Here is an 18862-nt window from a genome sequence, read left to right on the forward strand (position 1 = left end):
AATCGATGAGGCGCTAGACCTCGACCAAGGATGTCAAATGACTGCCGTCAGTTTTTTTCGCTTACTCTGCCTCGCTGCTATTTGGGGTGGCTCGTTTCTGTTTATGCGAGTCGCCGCCAACACATTCGGGCCGGCTTACTTAATCGAATTTCGAGTTACATTTGCCGCCGTCGCTTTGTTATTGATCGCCGTATATTTGAAAAAGAAACTCACGTTAACTGCGCATACTAAACACTTCTTTATTATTGGCTTATTCAATAGCGCAGTTCCATTTTTACTCTTTGCGTACGCAGCCCAGACACTGAATGCATCAACTTTAGCAATATTGAACTCAACCGCCCCAATATGGGGAGCACTAGTTGGCTTTGTTTGGTACCGCAGCCCACTCACAGCGAAATCTGTTCTCGGTATGCTAATAGGCATTGGAGGCGTTGCAGTCTTGGTCGGCTTAGATACTTCAACCATAGGTGAAGAAGCCATGCTCCCTATTGCCGCCAGTTTGATGGCTTCTTTCAGCTATGGCATTGCTACCAACTACACTAAAAATGCGCCACAAGTACCTGCTTTTGACAATGCTCACGGCAGCATGTGGGCGGCGGTTATTTGGGTACTGCCGCTGCTACCATTCTTACCAATGCGTGCAGAACCAAGTCATTTCGAATGGAGCTCTGTTGTCACGCTCGGCGTTGTATGCACAGGGTTCGCTTATTTGCTCTATTTCCGCTTAGTTTCTGATATCGGCCCAGCGTCAGCACTGACTGTCACTTTTCTTGTTCCTGTTTTTGGTATCTTATGGGGCTACTTGGTGCTAGATGAGCCCGTCGGCTCTAACACCATCATAGGAACAATTCTAGTGCTTAGCGGCACTATGCTAGTCACCGGTTTCTCCCCAACAGCAATGCTCGCGAAGCGAAAACGAAGCGTGGCTTAATCAGCCTAATATAACTTCCACACCTCGCTTTTTGATTTGTTCAAGGTCGCTTTTCGGAGCGGCTTTGTCAGTCAGCAGCACTGATATTTCGTCAGTCTTACCAATTGATGAGGGATAAATTTGCCCAAATTTACTAGAATCCGTTAGAACAATATTGCGCCTTTTTTTCGCAATGATGGTTTCTGCGATCTCAGCACGCATCATGTCGCGGCTAGTAAAGCCAGTGTCTTGATGGAAGCCGTCAATACCCAAGAAGGCCGTGCTGAAATGAATGTTCTCAATACACAACTTAGTCAGCGGTCCGACCAAGCTCTCGCCTTGGTGCTGATACACGCCACCAAGCAAGATAATGTTGGCAGAAGTGTTACGGATGAGATGGGCGATATACGCCGATGGCGTAATGATGGTCACATCGCCGCGCTCAGCCAATGTCCGAGCCAACAACGCATTGGCACTGCCTCCTTCAATCAGCACTGTCTCATTCGGTGCGACCAAATCCGCAGCTTGGTTTGCGAGCGATTGTTTAATATCGAAACGTACTTCTAGGCGGGCATCAATGTCATCACTTTGCAACGCGGTAGCTGCGCCGTGAACGCGCTTTAGGTAGCCCTGTTGCTCCAGAAAGTTCAAATCCTGTCTGATGGTCACACCCGACACGCCAATGATGTCAGAAAGCTCCGTGACTTGAACGCGTTTACGGTCGTTCACTAATTGCAGAATTTCATTTTGTCTTGGGTTCACAGGTTCGCTCCTTATTGATGAGCTTACAGTATACTCACCTGATGTTTCATATGAAAAGAACTTGAAAGTAAAAAGGAAAAAACGCGTGGTCTGATTAGCCAAGCTGTACCTTGCGAATATCGCTCCCATCAACAGATAATAGGGCAACGAAAATGGGATGGAAGAAGAGGGGTTAACTCCCTACATCCCAACAACGGTAAAGACTAGGATAAAAGTAATGGAAGAAATTTACTTCGCAGGCGGTTGCCTTTGGGGCGTGCAAGAATTTATGCGCCACCTTCCGGGCGTAATCAACACAGAAGCCGGGCGAGCAAATGGCACAACGGATAACACTCAATCCGAATACGATGGCTACGCAGAGTGCGTGAAAACCCAGTTCGACCCTGAGCAAGTTTCGGTTGAAACTTTAATGGGGTATTTGTTTGAGATAATCGACCCTTACAGCGTTGACAAGCAAGGTGAAGACGTAGGTGAGAAGTACCGTACTGGTGTTTATAGCCAAAACGAACAACATCTCACCATGGCGAAAGCGTTTATCGCAGTACGACCGGACGCCGACAAGATCGCCGTAGAAGTACTGCCACTCACAAATTATGTGCCAAGTGATGATGAGCACCAAGACAGACTCACAAACTTTCCGAATGATTACTGCCACATCCCATTAGATTTACTACATAAATACAGGGATAACTCGTAACCATTCAGTCAGCATCGCTTTAAAAGGCAAGATGCATATCAGTTTAAATCGATGCCGTCCACTAATGACAATGTCATTTCTGCCGCCGATATTTCCTTACAACCCGACGAGTTTTGTCCGCACCACAACGGTGTGAATTCATCTCGGTTTTGCTTTTCCATAATCGCTCTTAGTTGAGCCATTTCAATGGAGGCGTATGGGAATTTCGGCGCAAACTCACTGATGTAGCCTAGCTCCGACATCGCGCGATTCACAATGCCTCTCGCTGGTCGGCCCGAGAAAACATTGGTCACAGCGGTATGTTGCGCGCGTTCACTGGCAATGGCATATCGATGTAAAGACGATGTTTTCGCCTCATCACACAACAAATAGGCGCTGCCAACTTGAACGGCACTAGCTCCTAATCTCAACGCGGCTTCCACCCCACTTCTATCAGCGATTCCGCCTGCAGCAATAACAGGCAAATTCACCCGTTTGGCGATTTGTGGTAATAACGCCATCAAACTTAATTGAGTAGTTAAATCATCCGATAAAAACATACCTCGGTGTCCACCAGCCTCCAAGCCTTGGGCGATAATACCGTCAACGCCTTTTGCTTCTAGCCAAAGTGCTTCGTCCACCGTGGTCGCTGACGAAAGGATCTTCCCTCCCCACCCTCTAATTCGAGCTAACAGATCATCGTCTGGCAAACCAAAGTGGAAACTGATCACTGGCGGTGCAAATGGTTCAATCGCGTCAGCAATATCATGATTGAAAGGCATCCTTGTCGGAGCGTTTGGCTGAGCCTGAACGGTTGCATCAACCTCGGAAAAATACGGTTGCAGCGTTTTTTGCCACTTTTCGTGCTTGTTGGCGTCATACTCCGGCATTTCATGGCAAAAGAAATTGAGGTTAAACGGTCGGTTAGTTGCCTGCTTGATAAGTTGAAGTTCTTTTACGATGGCGTCTTTGTTCAGCATTCCACAAGGTAACGAGCCAAGCCCGCCAACATTACTGACGGCTATGGTCATTTGGCTGTCTTGCACACCGGCCATTGGCGCTTGAATAATCGGTAACTCTGTTCCCAAAAGTGTATTAAATACCTTATTTATCATGACCTTTCCTTGAAAACTTAACCTTTACCTGTGATGGATCTGCGCCATCGTTATCCAGACTAGACTTTCACATGATTAACCACTTATAAAGTTAAAGTGATGCATTTGTGCGCTATGCACTTTTGATAGAAATGACAAAGGGAGCCTATGGCTCCCTTAATATGCTGAATAACAAGAATCAAAGTGACTATCGTACGACATCTGATTCAAGCTCTAGCTCTGCTACAGACAGCATGGCAAACTCTTCCTCGGCGGTTGCTGCCACCAGTTTGTTGCGGCTGTATAACCCATAATAAACACCACCGATAAGAAACAATCCCATTGTCATGAAAAAGGCTGAGGGATCAAAAGCATAAACACCTGTCATTGCGATCAAAGAAAGCACCAGAGAAATACTCGAAGTAATTATCCCACCAGGCGTTTTATATGGACGAGTTAATTCCGGCTGTTTAATTCGCAATAAAATATGGCTCAAGGACATTAATGCGTACGATACAGTCGCACCGACAACAGCCATCGCCAAGATTAAGTCCCCCTCACCCGTAAGTGAAACCAAGAACCCAAAAACGCCCGGAACCAAAAGCGCACGAGAAGGCACTTTTTTGTCACTGGTTAATGACAAAGTTTGCGGTAAATAACCCGCGCGGGAAAGCGCAAACACCAAGCGACTGTAACCATAAATGATTGAAAAGAAAGAAGCGATAAGGCCAGCCAATCCAAGTAAGTTCACGGCCATTGCTACCGTTGAATTGCCCGTAAGCTTTAGGGCGTCAACTAATGGCACCGCGCTATCGCCTATGACCTTTGAGCCAACCGCACCAGCCAAAAGGACGACTACGAGAGTTGCGGTTAGCAATAAAAACAGCATCGCACCAATGATGCCTTTGGGAACATCTTTTGCCGGATTTTTTGCCTCCTCTGCCGCTAAAGGCACACCTTCAACCGCAAGAAACAACCACATTGCAAATGGCAACGCAGCCCATACGCCATACCACCCAAACGGCAAGATTTCTGTTGCCTGAGCCGTCGCCGGAGCAATATCGAATAAGTTATTAACATCAAAGTGACCAATAAGCACAGCAGCAGTAATGAGAATAGCTAGCACAGCCAAACCGCTGATGACCATCATCACTTTGAGAGCTTCGCCAACACCTGCCATATGAATAGCGATAAAGACGGCGTAGAAAAGTGCGTAAACAACAGGGCCATCGATACCAACCAATTCATTCACGGCTGAGCCAATAAAAATCACTATCGCAGCAGGCGCGAGCGCATATTCAATCAAAACTGATAAGCCAGTGAAAAAGCCGCCTGTCGGCCCCATCGCCTGTCTTGCGAAGCTGTAACCACCACCCGCAGCAGGAATAGCCGCAGACATTTCAGCTAAAGACAATACTAGCGTGAAATACATTACTGCCATCGCGATAGCAGCAATAAGAAAGCCTCCCCATCCTGCTTGAGCGATGCCAAAGTTCCAACCGGCGAAGTCACCAGATATAACATACGAGACACCTAAGCCAGCAAGTAAAATCCAACCTGCGGAGCCTCTTTTTAGCTGCCTTTTGGCCAAGTACTCCTGATGTTTAGACATAGTAAATCCTTCTACTTTGATGAAATTAAAAAGTTGTCGCTGTGTTTATCTTCAACGCTTGCGCCACTTGGCTCATTGATATCTGAGCGATCTTTCAGATTCACTCCTGACAGTTGTAATTTTCGAGCTTCCTTGAGCAAGTAAAATGCGCGTTCACAGGCATCGTCATAGTTGAGCCCCTGAGGGCGCACATTGGAAATGCAGTTTCTTTGGGAATCTTTAGAGCCTCGTTTAGCCCCCCAAGTGAGATACATACCCATGCTATCCGGAGAAGTTAGACCGGGTCTCTCTCCAATTAAAACCAGCACGGCCTTGGCGTTAAAACATTCACCAACATCATCCCCTACCGCTACTCTTCCTTGCTTTACGATTGTGATAGGTGCGAATTTCCATTGATGTTCATCACCAGCGCTTAAAAGAGAAATCAATCGAGTAACAACAGGCACGGCATGGTTTTGAATTGCGACGGAAGAAAGTCCATCAGCAATAACAATCGCAAGATCAATGTCAGTGTTATGTTCATTTGCTATCGAGTTGAGCGTTTGCCAAGAAGATTCATCAAGCAGCCTTCCTAAATCGGGCCTTTGCAGGTACATAAGCCGGTCACTCACTTGACTGCTAACTATGACAGGAGGTTCTAAGGTATTTTCAAGAATCGAGTAAGAGTCCGATAAACCAGCAACGAGAGAGTCAACATTCAAACTGCAATGCACTGCATCCATAGCTTGGGCGTGATCCAGCTGAAATGAGAGTAACTCGTTGGTTGGTACACTGTTCCCGCTGCGACCCAGAGCGATCCGAGCAGAGGTGAAGTCGCGTAACTTGCCCCAAGGGTTATGTGTGACAACTTCAGACTCATCTTGTGGGGACTGAGCAATGGTGATTACTTTACCCATGAGAATACCCCTTATTCACTTGGTTAATTGCTCCCGAAAACGAGCGAGAGATTTGCTCACTTAACCGAACGTCTTGCACGCTCTCGAAAATCTGCATCTCCATTAACCATTGTTCAAACTCTGGTGCTGGCTTCAAACCGAGTACTTTTCTTGCGTAAAGGGCATCGTGAAATGAGGTAGTTTGATAGTTGAGCATGATGTCATCAGACCCTGGAATACCCATGATGAACGAGCACTCGGCCACACCTAATAGTGTCAGCAAGTTATCCATGTCATTCTGATCGGCATAGGCATGATTGGTGTAACAGATATCGCAACCCATAGGTAAACCAAGCAACTTCCCACAGAAATGATCTTCAAGCCCAGCACGAATGATCTGTTTGCCATCAAACAGATACTCAGGGCCAATAAACCCAACAACTGTATTAACCAACAAAGGATCGAACTGTTTCGCGACAGCATAAGCACGGGCTTCACAAGTCTGTTGATCGACCCCATGAAATGCATTCGCAGACAGCGCGGTACCTTGTCCGGTTTCAAAATACATCACATTGTTTCCTACGCTACCTCGATTCAAAGACAACGCGGCTTCATGGGCCTCTTTCAAAATCGACAAGTCGATTCCGAAGGTATCATTCGTCCCTTGCGTGCCACCTATCGACTGAAAAACGAGATCGACTGGTGCACCCATTTCAATGGCTTCGATCGTGTTCGTTACATGAGTTAACACACAAGACTGAGTCGGTATTTGATAGTGTTGAATCACCCCATCCATTAAGTTCATTAACTTGATAGCTTGAGGCACATTATCTGTTGCCGGATTGATACCGATAACCGCGTCGCCATTTCCGTACATCAGACCATCAAAAATGGTCGCTGCGATACCGTTGAGAGAATCAGTGGGATGATTCGGCTGTAAGCGAGTAGACAGGCGACTCGGCAAACCAATCGTATTCCGAAAAGCCGTGACAACTTGGCATTTTTTAGCAACGAGAATCAAATCCTGGTTGCGCATAATCTTACTGACTGCGGCCACCATTTCTGGTGTTAAACCTTGACGAATTTTAGCCAACGTTTCACCATCGGCTTCTTCACTCAGCAGCCAATTTCGAAAATCTCCGACCGTCAAGTGCTCAATCGGCTTAAAGGCTTCAAGGTCATGCGTATCGATAATTAGACAAGTGATATCGTCGCTTTCGTATGGAATAACCGCCTCGTTAAGAAACGTTTTAAGTGGTAACTCAGACAGCGCCATTTGTGCGACTACACGTTCTGCCGCTGACTGAGCACAAACCCCGGCTAACGCATCGCCTGAGCGCTCCGGTGTCGCTTTCGCCATCAAGTCAGCTAATGACTTAAAGGTATAGACTTTACTTCCTTGTTGCCGACGATAAGTTGCCGTCATTGCTCTTCCTCTTCACTATTTGGTTCGCTTTTTGCTGAACTATCAATAAGCTTTAAGAAAGTATTGCCAAATGTGTTCCGTAGCGTTATCAAAAACTGGCAACATTTATAAACCAATAATAAACAATGAGTTATGTAAATACTGCTCCAACATGACTCACAAAAAAGGAATGAGCATCACAAGGATGAGTAACCAAATGCCCCAAACTGCACCAATGCTGTGCATCCATCACACTAAGGATGCAAACCAACAAGCTGCGACTCTGATAAACTGGCAACAGGAATATGACCAACTCAGCGATGGTCGATTTTTAGGTCAAATTCGAGAACGACGATTTCCCAATTTCCATGTATTTCGTGAAGACAGTAACCGCTCGCTAAGACAGCAATGCAGGGTTGAAGAGGGAGGTATTTGGTTGGGTTTGAGTGCGGAAAATAAGCCGCTACACCTAAATCACAGTCAGTTTAATTCAAGCCAACTTTTGCTTAGGCAAGGTGGCGCTGATTTTGAGTTAATGACACCGGAGCAGTTTTCTATCTATGGAATAGTGCTCGACAAAAACTTCGTTCACATCATAGAAAATCAACTTGAGCTTGGGAGTATCCAAAACAACACATTACACTTAACGGGTTTGACGGAAAAACACATTCAACAACTTAAATACTACTTAGGCATGTTACTTGGTTCCGCCGAACCAAGATGGTCTGAAACCACACATCAAGCAATCTTAAAAGATATTGTGCTGGAGCTGTTCTCACTCAGTTCACTGCACACGAGCCATCCGATATCAATCTCTCATCGTCAACACGTGATGCACCGTATAAAACAACAGCTACAGGATCTAGACTACCGTACACCGATAACCGTCAGTGAACTGTGTGATGCAGTACACGTCAGTCGTCGCACACTACAGTACACCTTTGAACATTGCTGTAATACTTCCCCAAAGCAGTTCATACATCGAATGCGCCTGAATCAAGTACGTAGAGTGCTACAAAGCCCTGAAGATAATCGAACAATTGCAGAAATCGCTTTTGACTTTGGTTTTTTCCATCTCGGGCAGTTCAGTCAAAGCTACAAGCGGCTATTTGGTGAGACACCAACTGAAACGAGAAAATGGGAGTCCAGCAAATAAGATGACAGGCAGTATATTCTTTCAGATCCTGCGTTGGGGCCATGTTATGCAGTCGCAATGATTTGCTGAAACTTAGCATGAAACTCTTCAAGTGCCGCTTCAACATCCGGTTCTGCACGGCTCAAGTGCGAGATTAACGTCATAAAATAGCAGTCAAAAATCAGCGGTATTTTTCCCTCAAGGACGGAGCTTCCGTTTACAGATTGAAACAAAGCTTGGTTAAACGACTGATAATAATCCAAATCCCAAATCACTTCTTTCAACAAAGCTCGGCTCAGCTCAACGTTCGCAAAATAGTAGCGATAGTATTTCTCCGTCAGCGCCAAACCAATGTCGATATCGGTTTTACCTTCCACACTGACTAGCGTTTCTTGGCTGATCTGTTGCAGTTGCGCCAGCATCCCTTCGCGCAAAATCGACAGTTTAGTCGGGAAATGGCTAAACACTGTACCATCGGCTACTCCTGCTTCTCTCGCTATCTGCCTTGTGGTCGTCATGTCATAGCCATTTTGAGCAAAAGATGCCCATGCGGCTTTTAGAATTTTATCTCTGGTTTGTTGTCGCTTCGTCATTGATGTGTCTGCTTAATGAGCCTGAAAGGATCATACCTTGCGTGGTTGAGATTGACAAATTGAGCGCGCTCATTTATAAAATTGAGCATGCTCATTTTATATAAAAACAAAAGGAATCGCTCATGTACGTATTAAACAAACTAGGCCAAGGATTGATTTTCTTCCCGACCATCTTCTGCTTTTCGTATATTTTAAGACCGATATTAATGGTCATCCTTATTCCAGGAGGACTCGCACTTTTGGCGTTAATCGGTGGCGCAGAAGTCAGAGCGGAACTCAAAGCCATGCTGCTTGAGGAGTTTTTTGGCGTTAGCCCATCGCACACCACCTCGAAAAAGGCGTGAGTGCGCTACAAACGTTGGCAAGGCTAAGTAAAAAAGAAAACGCGCAGATATCGAGATCTCAATACCTGCGCGTAGATGCGGTGAAAATAAGACTGGCTTTAGTCAGTATTCATGTTCTGGCCAATTCGCCATAAAACGCCACTAGGGTCAAACAAACAACATTCGCGCATGCCCCAAGGTTGCTCGACTAGCTCTGTCAAACGCGAACCAAATTCCTCATGACCCACTTTGGATAAGTGCTGATGCCAACTTTCTGCGTCTTCTACGAGCAAGTGCATCATGAAGTTATTGCCGTGTTCTGGCTCATAAAAATTCTGTAAAAGAAACGCGCAGCTACCTTGAGAGAAGTATGCTACATCACCGAAGTCCGACGCCATTTCAAAGCCAATCGCCTCATAAAAGCGTTTTGATAGCGCGTAATCTTTCGCCGGAACAAATGATTTGATTTCAACAATATTGAGGTTTTCCATTTCCAATTTCCTAAGCCTTTTTCCATAAAACTGACTGACGTAATCTCGCTCTATGCCTTCTATTCGCCTTGCGTGATCTGCTGTGATGACAGTGGCACACACTCTGCCATTTGCGTTTGTAACCACGTGATAAATTTATGTTCGAGTTCTGTACGCTTTTTATCTTGACTCAATAAAACGTAATTGCAACTTGATGGAGAAAACCCAAATGGTGCGACCAAATTACCACGCTTAATATCGTCCATGACAAAAGGATACGATCCCATTGCGACGCCTAAGCCATCCACTGCGGCTTGTATGCAAAAATAAAAATGCGCGAATGATTGCTGAGTGTTGCCGTTGAAAGTTTCACAACGTGTTGATTGCTGCCAATCCGCCCAAGCATTCGGTCTGGTTTGGCTATTCAACAATCGAGCTGCTTTCAAATTGTCTTTAATGGATTGCCAATACTCAGGAGAAAATACCGGCCCCACCCACTCTTCCACAAGAATGGTTTTGTCGTAATCGTGATGCTGCGCAAAATCGTCTCGACGAATCGCCATCGAAAGCCCAGTTGATCCTAATGTTACCGGGCCACCAGCCGTCGACAAACGAACATCAGCACGGTGTTCATCATTAAACGCGGCCAACCTTGGCATCAACCAGCGCATGGTTAATGTCGGTTCACAAGACACTTCAAGATGCTGATGCTTCTCTTGAATAAGCGTATTCACGCCTGTTTCTAGCGTTTGGAATGCCGTTTCTGTGTATGTCTTGAGTAATTCGCCTTCTGCCGTCAACACGACTTTCCTGCCCTCTTTGAAGAACAAAGGTTGAGACAGATATTGCTCAAGTTGCTTGATCTGCTTACTCACGGCTCCGTGGGTAATGTTCAGTTTGTCAGCCGCTTCAGTGTAGCTTGAAGAACTCGCCGCAACGTGGAAGACATAAAAAGATTTCAGGTGACGCATCTGTGAGTTTTTCTCACCAATATGGGAATGTTTTTCGATTATAGTCAGTAATAAAGACGCCTACAATTTCGCTACATCCCAGACTTCATCATTCAAACAGGAAATCGATATGGAATTTGTAACTCTTGCGTTATTAGGTGTGCTTATTGTCATTAGCCCTGGCGCAGACTTTGTTTTGGTATTAAGAAATAGCTTAAATCAAGGACGAAAAGCAGGCGTATACAGTGCGATTGGTATCAGCATGGCGATCAGCATCCACATCGCTTACTCCATGCTGGGGATCAGTTACTTAATTTCACAAAATGAATGGTTGTTTAATCTCGTGCGCTATCTTGGGGCCGCTTATCTTGTCTACCTTGGGATTAAAGGAATATTCTCCTCGCAGCCTGCGTCAAACTCAGAAACCATTCAACAGAGCGAGTATTCAATGTGGCGATTTTTCATGCAGGGATTTCTGTGTAATTTACTCAATCCCAAGACGATGCTGTTTTTTCTGAGTATTTTTAGCCAAGTGATTTCTCCCGACTCTAGTCAGCAACACATCGCCTTTTTTTACGGGATTTATATGATTGCGCTGCATGGTATTTGGTTTTCTATCGTTGCTGTTTTATTCACGTCATCCCAGCTACAAGCTTTCTTGTTGAAGATTAAGCATCGACTCAATCAAGCATGTGGGGCGGGATTGATCATTTTCGGCGCGATGCTGGGCTTAAAGGTGTAGTACGCTTGCGGTCCGATTACCCCAATTCAAATTGATCATTGAACAAGTGGCAGTAATCAAATAAAAATCTACACTATCAATACTTTAAATTAGAAAAAGACAGCCAACGTACGCTGGCTGTTTCGATACAGTTAATGGATGACCCGAGCGTCCCCTTTAAATAACTGAGACAGATCGATAGTGAATATCGTCACTGTCGGACGTTTAGGCAGAGCATTTTCGATCGAAAACTCTGGCCCAGCTGGAACGAGGGGGAAGTGAATAGCAGTCGGCCACGTTGACGAAGCTTCATTACCGCCCGGCTCAGATATTGAGAAAGAAAACGCAGGTAAACGGGTCATAACACTTACCTCAAATGACTGATTAGCGGGCTCAAGCGAGCCCGCTTAGGTTTTGCAATGTTATTGTTGTTTTAACGCTTACTTAATCACTAACGATTAATGACGTTAGATATCAAGTTCTTTGTCTTCAACGTGGTTGGTGATCATCGCTTCAGTGGTGATCATCAAGCCAGCAACAGACGCAGCGAATTGAAGCGCTGAGCGTGTTACTTTCGCAGGGTCCAAGATGCCCATTTCGATCATGTTGCCGTATTCACCTGTTGCAGCGTTGTAACCGTAATCGGCATCACCCGCTTTAACAGCGTTCGCCACAACAGAAGCTTCGTCACCTGCGTTAGTTGCGATTTGACGAAGAGGCTCTTCCATTGCACGTAACGCAACTCGGATACCCACGTTTTGGTCATCATTGTCGCCTTTTAGATCCGCCAATTCTTTCGCGATCTTAGTTAGGGCAACACCACCACCAGCAACAATACCTTCTTCAACCGCTGCGCGAGTAGCGTGTAGCGCATCGTCCACGCGGTCTTTCTTCTCTTTCATCTCAACTTCGGTTGCAGCGCCGATCTTGATCACCGCTACGCCGCCAGAAAGCTTCGCAACACGTTGTTGAAGCTTATCTTTGTCGTATTGAGAAGTGGTTGTTTCTATTTGTTTTTCAATCGAAGCCACACGATCAGCAATCGCGCTTGCTTCTGCTGCGCCACCCACAATGGTTGTTGTGTCTTTGGTGATGGTCACTTTCTTCGCACTACCTAGTTGCTCTAACGTTGCTTTTTCGAGCTCTAGGCCGATTTCTTCAGAGATGACCGTACCAGCAGTTAGTACCGCAATGTCTTCCATCATCGCTTTACGGTTGTCACCAAAGCCAGGCGCTTTCACCGCGGTCGCACGCACGATGCCGCGCATGTTGTTCACAACCAATGTCGCTAACGCTTCACCTTCGATGTCTTCAGCAATGATCAATAGCGAGCGAGAAGATTTCGCCACTTCTTCTAGTACAGGCAATAGCTCGCGGATGCTGCTGACTTTTTTGTCCACCAATAGGATGTATGGGTTGTCTAGCTCGACGCTGCCATTTTCTTGGTTAGTGATGAAGTATGGCGACAAGTAACCGCGGTCGAATTGCATACCTTCAACCACAGACAATTCGTTGTTTAGACCTTGGCCTTCTTCAACCGTAATCACGCCATTGCGACCCACTTTTTCCATCGCTTCTGCAATGATTTCACCGATCGCGCGATCGCTGTTTGCAGAAATGCTACCCACTTGGGTAATGGATTCTTTGTCGCTGCATGGCTTAGACATTTCACGTAGTTTCTCAACCGCCGCTTCAGTGGCTTTGTCGATACCACGTTTTAGGTCCATTGGGTTCATGCCAGAGGCTACCGCTTTAAGACCTTCATTGATGAAAGATTGCGCCAGTACGGTAGCCGTCGTTGTACCGTCCCCCGCTTCATCATTCGCTTTGGACGCCACTTGTTTCACCATTTGTGCGCCCATGTTTTCGAACTTATCTTTCAGTTCGATTTCTTTCGCTACAGACACGCCATCTTTGGTGATGGTTGGCGCGCCGTAAGATTTATCAAGCACAACGTTGCGGCCTTTCGGGCCTAGTGTCACTTTTACTGCGTCCGCCAGTAAGTTCACACCTTTCAGCATTTTTTGACGTGCGTCATTAGCAAATAATACGTCTTTTGCAGCCATGGTTATCTCCTCAAAAAACTACTACAAAAATAATTACTCAACGATTGCTAACACATCAGATTCGGACAGAATTAAGTATTCTGCGCCGTCAATTTTCTCGGTTTTCACGCCGTAACCGTCATTGAAAATGATTTGGTCGCCCACTTTGACTTCCATCGCAGCGCGTTCGCCATTTTCAAGACGTTTACCTAAACCAACAGCAATGACTTTCCCGCGGTTTGATTTTTTCACCGACTGAGAAGTTAAAACGATTCCCCCTTCAGATTTATTTTCCACCTCTTGTCTTTCAACAATTAGCTTGTCATTTAAAGGACGAATTTTCATTTTTAAGTGCCTCCTACTTGGAACCAAAAATAAAAGACAAAATAAACATCAAGATGGATTTGCGAGTCGACAGCTCGCTTTCGATGAAAATAATAAGGTCGAAAAATTAGAGTTCAAGAGGTGAATTTGATAAAAATTTTTTATTAAATTAAATAAAATTTTCTATCGAATTATCGTATTCACAACCACTTAGCATCTCTTTATGATGGAAAATGTGCTCAATCAAATCTAGAGTGGTTACGTACTCTTAAAAAGGATAATCAAACAATGAAAAAGGCCGTATCTCTATTTCTTGCAACGTTATGCGTGGGCTTCCTCTCACCCAACGTGTCGGCTTCTGAACGCGCTGAACAAGGGTGGCAATTGATTGACAAGGGCGCGATGATTGTCGATGTGCGCACGCCGCAAGAATTTTCTGAAGGGCATTTGGATAATGCCGTCAACTTCCCTTTATCTGAACTTGATAAACATTTTCAAGACGTCGATAAAGATCAAGCTATCGTGTTGTACTGTCGCAGTGGTAACCGCTCTGGCAAAGCGTATCAATACTTACAATCGCAAGGCTTTACGAATCTGCACAATGCAGGTGGCTTAGAAGAACTACAAGACGCCAAATAGTCGTCTCCGTTCGAATATACAAAATAAAAGCACAGAGCGCATCGCAAATGTATCGTAACGCGCTCTGTTTCTAAATACTTATCTACAACAACTCTACTATCTGGGCCCTGCATCAAATTGAGTCAGGTTATCCGATATCTCGATCCATGGCGCTTTCGACGCGACAAAAATATGGAAATCAGGCTTGTGAGAAGGTGTGTCATCCAAGATACCAAGGCGAATATTGACGATCCCATTGTTCTTTTTCGAATACAGGCTCGATCCGCAGTGGCGACAAAAGCATAGCATGGTATTTTCGCTTTTCTGATAAGTTTGAATATCTTCTTTCCCTTGGATAATAAGCAGTTTATCCAACGCAATACCACCGGCAGATGAATAGTCAGAACCTGTGAACTTGCGGCATTCAGAGCAATGGCAATTTCCCATGTACTTAAATTCATCTGCCACTTCCAACTTTACCTTGCCGCACAGACATGAGCCTTTTAGTACTTCCATTTGAATTCCTTTTTGTTATGAATCTAATTGAATTAGATGGCTATCTCGACACCATGCCATTGCAATACGAAAAATTAAAGACAGGCAATACAGGTTTTCAAAAATGAAACGAAAATGTAAAACTTTCCATTCAGAGGGAAGTGCGCTGACACGTGAAAAATCGAGCTATTTTAGATACAAAAACACCAAGCAATAACGCTTGGTGTTTACCTCACAGAATGTCGCCTCAGAAAAGGCGCTTTCCGCTGTGCTTAAAAAATGCAGTGTTTAGTAAAGCTGGTCGCTTCGTTTGCAGTCCAGTCACCTTTCGGCTTATCTTTCAGGTTTTCACACCATTGCTCGCTGCCGACACCATCTTGCAGAACACAATGCTTTGCAAAGTCTACCGCGTTGTCTGCTGTCCATTCTGTTTTTGGCTTATCGCGCATGTCGTTACACCAGCCTTCAGTGCCCACTTCATCACTACAAGCGGTCAAAGCAGAAGCCGCCAACATCAGCATGACTAGTTTTTTCATAAATTTAAGGTTCCAGTTGCAAACAATAGTAAAATTAAACTCAATCTCTTCAACACGTGCCCATTCAAGTGTCTGAATAAAGGCGTCACTAGCTGAAGTGACTTTTGTATCAACTATAACGAAATTATCAGTCTACGTGTTAAGACATCGAAAAATTATTGAGCGACTCTGTGTAAAGCGCGCCATTCTAAAAGCTATAGGCAGCGCGCTTTCGTTAGCTCACCAACCTTAGAAGAGCCAGTACCAAAGCACGCTAAACGCAGCTCTAATGCCATTTGTTCAAAGTGTTCGACGACAGACTGCGTGCTGATCGTCGCAGCTTTTAATACCGCACCAGCTTGCCCAATGAGATTAGCACCCAAATGAATGGCTTTCGCCGCTTCAAGTCCGTTATGAACACCTCCCGAGGCGATCAACGGTAATGTAGGATGCAGTGCGCGGATTTGAGCCAAACATGTTGCTGTAGGGACACCCCAATCGCGGAAAAGCTCGGCTGCACGCTGCATTTTCGGATTGTCTTGGCAATACCCTTCAACCGCACTCCAGCTTGTACCACCCGCGCCCGCAACGTCAATTGCATCCACACCAGCATCAATTAATCGCTGCGCAACGTGTCCGCTAATACCAAAACCGACTTCTTTGATAATGATAGGAACCTTCACGCGAGATTTAAGCATCTCAATTGCCTGGAAAACACCAACCCAATTGTGGTCGCCATTTTTCTGAAACGCTTCCTGCATTGGATTAACGTGCACAAACAAGGCATCGGCTTGAATCGCCTCAACCGCACGTTGCGCATTATCGAGTTTACCTTTATCGAGCAATTGAGCGGCTCCAAGATTGGAATACAACGGTACTTCTTTCGCCAACTCACGAATGGTTTTACCCAAGCCCGAATGCTGACTTTCTTCTAAGCTAATCCGTTGCGAGCCCACACCCATGGCAATACCTAATTCACTTGCGGCTTCAGCCAAACGACAATTGATCGTTTCTGCGTCTTTTGCTCCGCCAGTCATCGAGCTAATCAAAAACGGTAGCGCTAATTGATGACCAAGAAACTCTGTCGATAAATCGATCGCGTGAAAGTCACATTCTGGCAGCGCACAGTGTTCAAACTCGACAGACTCAAAACCCGCCGTTTTATGCTTCATGCTCATATCATGATGTAAAACAGCATCTAGGTGTAAATCTTTTCGGTTAGTTTGCGGAGCCATAATGTCACCCTAAAGTAAAACAGTCGCGCAGTATTGCGATCCTTATCAGTAACGTCAATGCGAATTTTGTGAATTTGCCGGATTACTTTTCCGAAACGAGTAATGAATCTCGACTGCCCCTGACATTATAAGAAAAGAAACTCGCTTTCCGTTTTAAACAAGCCGGCAAGTTTCTTTTCAAATTGAGATAATCAGCGTACGATACCCATGATGCAAATGGATCACATTGCTCTGTAGTTTACTTTACGCTGTCCGACAGAATTAGCGACACAACAGTGCTTGTCGTCGTTGGTTCAAACTGCTCTGGATCATCACAGAATTGAATTTTTCCTTTTTCTTCTACATGGAACAGCGGTACAACTGAACTACCTTTGTGATGCGCTAAATAGTCTTGATACGTGAAGTTATCGCTCAATTTCGTGTGTTTAACCTCTGCACCACGACTTAACATACTGGCTAGCTGGGTGTAGCTTACATTGCCGCCCATCAGCAATTTACCATGGTACTCCTGAGCCACGGAGTGCTTCTCGCTGCCATTGCCGTTGGTTTTCACTTTTTGTAAGCAGTGAACTTTATCTTCCCCAAACTCGTCGACGAATTGCATGCAAGCCATAATGTTGAAATGCTGGTCGGGCGTTAATGCAACCACTTGTCCTATTCCTATCAAGTTCAAGTTGTCGTCCGCGTGACTAGAAATAGGGTTGCCGTAATAGTAATCCAGTCCCAACATACGAACCTGACTGATGTACTCCCAGTTTGAGTCAGTCATTAATACGCGACGGTCATAACGCGACAACGCCTGCCCTATTTCTCTTGCTACTCGGTTAGCACCAATCAACAAGAAGCCGCATGGTGCTGGCTCTGCGACGCCCAACGTCAGCGCTACAGGACGTGCCGTCGCACTTTGTAACACGACCGTTCCTATAATCACCATGAAGGTCATAGGGACCAGTAAAATCGCTTCATCAATGCCGTATTCGGTCAATTTGATCGCGAAAAGAGACGAAATCGAAGCAGCAACAATACCGCGCGGTGCAACCCAAGACAAAAACAGCTTATCTTTGAGACGCAAGTTGCTGCGGAAGGTTGAAAGAAAAATCGATAACGGACGCGACACTAACTGCATAAATACAAACAACAATAACGCACCGCTACCTAGCGCAGCAAAATCATCCAGACTGATTCGAGCCGCAAGGAAGATGAACAATCCGGTGATCAGTAAAATGGTTAAATGCTCTTTAAAGTGCAGAATTTGCTGAATATTGATGTCTTTAGCGTTTGCGAGCCACATACCCATTACGGTGACGGTTAGTAACCCAGCTTCAGACTCAATGTGGTTAGAGACCGAAAATACACCTAGAACCACCATCAAAACCGCAAATGGCTGCAAATATTCCGGTAGCCAAGAGCGACGCATGATCGTCGCAACTGCATAGCCTGAGGCCGCACCTAGCATGACACCGACAGCAATGATCGTCCCAAACACTTCGACGCTATTTATCGCACTGTGAGATACGATAAACTCGTAAACCATCACAACAAAAAGCGCACCGAGCGGGTCAATCAAAATCCCTTCCCAGCGCAAAATGTTAGCAAGCGTACTGTTAGGTCTTACGGTTCGTAGAAGTGGCACGATGACCGTCGGCCCTGTTACTACGGTTAAGCTGCCGAACAACATGGAAAGCTCCCAAGTAAAGCCGAGGAAATAGTGTGTTGCGATACTGGTCGCTGCCCACGAAATGATCGCCCCGATGGAAACAATGCTCCATACCGAACCACTCACGCCACGAATTTCTTTAAAGTTTAAGGTCAAACTGCCTTCAAATAAAATCACTGCCACCGCTAAAGAAACCAACGGAAAGAGCAAATTACCTAATATCTCATCAGGATTTAACCACTGCATAAATGGCCCGACGATCAGCCCTGCCAACAACAAAAATAAAATCGCTGGCAAACGCAATCGCCAAGCTAACCATTGGCAACCTAAACCAATAACCCCAACCGCTGACAGCACCAGCGCTTCATTACCCACTTGCATCAATAATTACCTGTTTTTGTCTTTTTTCGCGTGAATGCGCTATACCCGAATACATTCAGCCTTACG

Annotated in this window: 21 protein-coding genes; 6 read left to right on the forward strand and 15 right to left on the reverse strand. The window is 45.4% G+C overall.

Annotated elements, in window-relative coordinates; all coding sequences use genetic code 11:
• Positions 1 to 37: 37 nt before the first annotated feature.
• Positions 38 to 931: a DMT family transporter gene (locus R7O12_RS07285; RefSeq protein WP_005373960.1), complete on the forward strand. Its 894-nt coding sequence runs from the start codon at positions 38 to 40 to the stop codon at positions 929 to 931.
• On the opposite strand, the gene R7O12_RS07290 is transcribed toward R7O12_RS07285, so the two are convergent.
• Positions 932 to 1672, reverse strand: a complete 741-nt coding sequence (locus tag R7O12_RS07290; protein ID WP_017635127.1) for a DNA-binding transcriptional regulator YciT — start codon at positions 1670 to 1672, stop codon at positions 932 to 934.
• Positions 1673 to 1889: 217 nt separating this feature from the next.
• On the opposite strand from R7O12_RS07290, the gene R7O12_RS07295 reads away from it, so the two are divergent.
• Positions 1890 to 2369 carry a peptide-methionine (S)-S-oxide reductase gene (locus tag R7O12_RS07295; RefSeq protein ID WP_318125722.1) on the forward strand — a complete coding sequence of 160 codons (480 nt, stop codon included), beginning with the start codon at positions 1890 to 1892 and terminating at the stop codon, positions 2367 to 2369.
• Positions 2370 to 2407: 38 nt separating this feature from the next.
• Here R7O12_RS07295 and R7O12_RS07300 read toward each other — a convergent pair whose 3' ends face one another.
• From R7O12_RS07300 to R7O12_RS07315, 4 genes are all read right to left on the reverse strand, one after another.
• A complete protein-coding gene (locus tag R7O12_RS07300; RefSeq protein ID WP_213915996.1) occupies positions 2408 to 3463 on the reverse strand; it encodes an NAD(P)H-dependent flavin oxidoreductase in 1056 nt (351 codons plus the stop codon).
• A gap of 187 nt (positions 3464 to 3650) precedes the next feature.
• A complete protein-coding gene (eat, locus tag R7O12_RS07305) occupies positions 3651 to 5054 on the reverse strand; it encodes an ethanolamine permease (RefSeq protein ID WP_318125723.1) in 1404 nt (467 codons plus the stop codon).
• Positions 5055 to 5065: 11 nt separating this feature from the next.
• Positions 5066 to 5950, reverse strand: coding sequence for an ethanolamine ammonia-lyase subunit EutC (gene eutC / locus R7O12_RS07310; protein WP_064354513.1), 885 nt, complete (start codon positions 5948 to 5950; stop codon positions 5066 to 5068).
• Positions 5943 to 7355, reverse strand: coding sequence for an ethanolamine ammonia-lyase subunit EutB (locus R7O12_RS07315; RefSeq protein WP_318125724.1), 1413 nt, complete (start codon positions 7353 to 7355; stop codon positions 5943 to 5945). Before R7O12_RS07315 ends, eutC begins: the two co-directional genes overlap by 8 nt.
• Before the next feature lie 184 nt (positions 7356 to 7539).
• Between R7O12_RS07315 and R7O12_RS07320 the strand changes: the two genes are divergently transcribed.
• Entirely contained in the window at positions 7540 to 8490 is a 951-nt protein-coding gene (locus R7O12_RS07320; protein ID WP_318125725.1) for a helix-turn-helix domain-containing protein, read from the forward strand.
• A 44-nt stretch (positions 8491 to 8534) separates the two neighbouring features.
• Here the strand turns inward: R7O12_RS07320 and R7O12_RS07325 are convergent, their stop codons facing one another.
• On the reverse strand, positions 8535 to 9062 hold the full coding sequence (locus R7O12_RS07325) for a TetR/AcrR family transcriptional regulator (RefSeq protein WP_033906295.1): 528 nt from the start codon (positions 9060 to 9062) through the stop codon (positions 8535 to 8537).
• A 122-nt stretch (positions 9063 to 9184) separates the two neighbouring features.
• Here R7O12_RS07325 and R7O12_RS07330 point away from each other — a divergent pair, with 122 nt between their 5' ends.
• A complete protein-coding gene (locus R7O12_RS07330; RefSeq protein ID WP_017635120.1) occupies positions 9185 to 9406 on the forward strand; it encodes a hypothetical protein in 222 nt (73 codons plus the stop codon).
• Between the two features lie 98 nt (positions 9407 to 9504).
• Here the strand turns inward: R7O12_RS07330 and R7O12_RS07335 are convergent, their stop codons facing one another.
• Positions 9505 to 9876, reverse strand: a complete 372-nt coding sequence (locus tag R7O12_RS07335; protein WP_005373979.1) for a VOC family protein — start codon at positions 9874 to 9876, stop codon at positions 9505 to 9507.
• A 59-nt stretch (positions 9877 to 9935) separates the two neighbouring features.
• Positions 9936 to 10826, reverse strand: coding sequence for a LysR family transcriptional regulator (locus R7O12_RS07340; protein ID WP_005388706.1), 891 nt, complete (start codon positions 10824 to 10826; stop codon positions 9936 to 9938).
• A gap of 109 nt (positions 10827 to 10935) precedes the next feature.
• Between R7O12_RS07340 and R7O12_RS07345 the strand changes: the two genes are divergently transcribed.
• Positions 10936 to 11547, forward strand: coding sequence for a LysE family translocator (locus R7O12_RS07345; RefSeq protein WP_033906294.1), 612 nt, complete (start codon positions 10936 to 10938; stop codon positions 11545 to 11547).
• Between the two features lie 131 nt (positions 11548 to 11678).
• Here R7O12_RS07345 and R7O12_RS07350 read toward each other — a convergent pair whose 3' ends face one another.
• The 3 genes from R7O12_RS07350 to R7O12_RS07360 all read right to left on the reverse strand — a co-directional run bounded on the left by R7O12_RS07350 (position 11679) and on the right by R7O12_RS07360 (position 13916).
• Positions 11679 to 11888, reverse strand: a complete 210-nt coding sequence (locus R7O12_RS07350; RefSeq protein ID WP_005373984.1) for a hypothetical protein — start codon at positions 11886 to 11888, stop codon at positions 11679 to 11681.
• Between the two features lie 105 nt (positions 11889 to 11993).
• The gene (gene groL / locus R7O12_RS07355; protein ID WP_005388702.1) at positions 11994 to 13592 is read right to left on the reverse strand and encodes a chaperonin GroEL; all 1599 of its coding nucleotides are present in this window, start codon (positions 13590 to 13592) and stop codon (positions 11994 to 11996) included.
• 33 nt (positions 13593 to 13625) lie between these two features.
• Entirely contained in the window at positions 13626 to 13916 is a 291-nt protein-coding gene (locus R7O12_RS07360) for a co-chaperone GroES (protein ID WP_005373989.1), read from the reverse strand.
• Positions 13917 to 14183: 267 nt separating this feature from the next.
• Between R7O12_RS07360 and R7O12_RS07365 the strand changes: the two genes are divergently transcribed.
• Complete coding sequence (locus tag R7O12_RS07365; RefSeq protein ID WP_130546452.1) at positions 14184 to 14534, forward strand: rhodanese-like domain-containing protein; 351 nt, start codon at positions 14184 to 14186, stop codon at positions 14532 to 14534.
• Between the two features lie 96 nt (positions 14535 to 14630).
• Here the strand turns inward: R7O12_RS07365 and R7O12_RS07370 are convergent, their stop codons facing one another.
• From R7O12_RS07370 to R7O12_RS07385, 4 genes are all read right to left on the reverse strand, one after another.
• Complete coding sequence (locus R7O12_RS07370; RefSeq protein ID WP_005373991.1) at positions 14631 to 15029, reverse strand: GFA family protein; 399 nt, start codon at positions 15027 to 15029, stop codon at positions 14631 to 14633.
• A gap of 251 nt (positions 15030 to 15280) precedes the next feature.
• On the reverse strand, positions 15281 to 15544 hold the full coding sequence (locus R7O12_RS07375; RefSeq protein WP_005373992.1) for a DUF3012 domain-containing protein: 264 nt from the start codon (positions 15542 to 15544) through the stop codon (positions 15281 to 15283).
• A gap of 194 nt (positions 15545 to 15738) precedes the next feature.
• Complete coding sequence (fni, locus tag R7O12_RS07380) at positions 15739 to 16758, reverse strand: type 2 isopentenyl-diphosphate Delta-isomerase (protein WP_025768016.1); 1020 nt, start codon at positions 16756 to 16758, stop codon at positions 15739 to 15741.
• A gap of 238 nt (positions 16759 to 16996) precedes the next feature.
• Positions 16997 to 18796, reverse strand: coding sequence for a sodium:proton antiporter (locus R7O12_RS07385; protein ID WP_318125726.1), 1800 nt, complete (start codon positions 18794 to 18796; stop codon positions 16997 to 16999).
• Positions 18797 to 18862: the final 66 nt, after the last annotated feature.

Source organism: Vibrio sp. Vb1574 (assembly GCF_033338675.1).

Excerpts from the sequence above, each read along its gene's own strand:
- R7O12_RS07300 (WP_213915996.1), bottom strand. The coding sequence starts at position 3,463 with ATGATAAATAAGGTATTTAATACACTTTTGGGAACAGAGTTACCGATT.
- R7O12_RS07325 (WP_033906295.1), bottom strand. The coding sequence starts at position 9,062 with ATGACGAAGCGACAACAAACCAGAGATAAAATTCTAAAAGCCGCATGG.
- R7O12_RS07345 (WP_033906294.1), top strand. The coding sequence starts at position 10,936 with ATGGAATTTGTAACTCTTGCGTTATTAGGTGTGCTTATTGTCATTAGC.
- R7O12_RS07385 (WP_318125726.1), bottom strand. The coding sequence starts at position 18,796 with ATGCAAGTGGGTAATGAAGCGCTGGTGCTGTCAGCGGTTGGGGTTATT.
- R7O12_RS07295 (WP_318125722.1), top strand. The coding sequence starts at position 1,890 with ATGGAAGAAATTTACTTCGCAGGCGGTTGCCTTTGGGGCGTGCAAGAA.
- R7O12_RS07330 (WP_017635120.1), top strand. The coding sequence starts at position 9,185 with ATGTACGTATTAAACAAACTAGGCCAAGGATTGATTTTCTTCCCGACC.
- R7O12_RS07285 (WP_005373960.1), top strand. The coding sequence starts at position 38 with ATGACTGCCGTCAGTTTTTTTCGCTTACTCTGCCTCGCTGCTATTTGG.
- R7O12_RS07360 (WP_005373989.1), bottom strand. The coding sequence starts at position 13,916 with ATGAAAATTCGTCCTTTAAATGACAAGCTAATTGTTGAAAGACAAGAG.
- R7O12_RS07375 (WP_005373992.1), bottom strand. The coding sequence starts at position 15,544 with ATGAAAAAACTAGTCATGCTGATGTTGGCGGCTTCTGCTTTGACCGCT.
- R7O12_RS07340 (WP_005388706.1), bottom strand. The coding sequence starts at position 10,826 with ATGCGTCACCTGAAATCTTTTTATGTCTTCCACGTTGCGGCGAGTTCT.
- groL (WP_005388702.1), bottom strand. The coding sequence starts at position 13,592 with ATGGCTGCAAAAGACGTATTATTTGCTAATGACGCACGTCAAAAAATG.
- R7O12_RS07315 (WP_318125724.1), bottom strand. The coding sequence starts at position 7,355 with ATGACGGCAACTTATCGTCGGCAACAAGGAAGTAAAGTCTATACCTTT.
- eutC (WP_064354513.1), bottom strand. The coding sequence starts at position 5,950 with ATGGGTAAAGTAATCACCATTGCTCAGTCCCCACAAGATGAGTCTGAA.
- fni (WP_025768016.1), bottom strand. The coding sequence starts at position 16,758 with ATGGCTCCGCAAACTAACCGAAAAGATTTACACCTAGATGCTGTTTTA.
- R7O12_RS07335 (WP_005373979.1), bottom strand. The coding sequence starts at position 9,876 with ATGGAAAACCTCAATATTGTTGAAATCAAATCATTTGTTCCGGCGAAA.
- R7O12_RS07320 (WP_318125725.1), top strand. The coding sequence starts at position 7,540 with ATGAGTAACCAAATGCCCCAAACTGCACCAATGCTGTGCATCCATCAC.
- R7O12_RS07350 (WP_005373984.1), bottom strand. The coding sequence starts at position 11,888 with ATGACCCGTTTACCTGCGTTTTCTTTCTCAATATCTGAGCCGGGCGGT.
- R7O12_RS07370 (WP_005373991.1), bottom strand. The coding sequence starts at position 15,029 with ATGGAAGTACTAAAAGGCTCATGTCTGTGCGGCAAGGTAAAGTTGGAA.
- R7O12_RS07365 (WP_130546452.1), top strand. The coding sequence starts at position 14,184 with ATGAAAAAGGCCGTATCTCTATTTCTTGCAACGTTATGCGTGGGCTTC.
- eat (WP_318125723.1), bottom strand. The coding sequence starts at position 5,054 with ATGTCTAAACATCAGGAGTACTTGGCCAAAAGGCAGCTAAAAAGAGGC.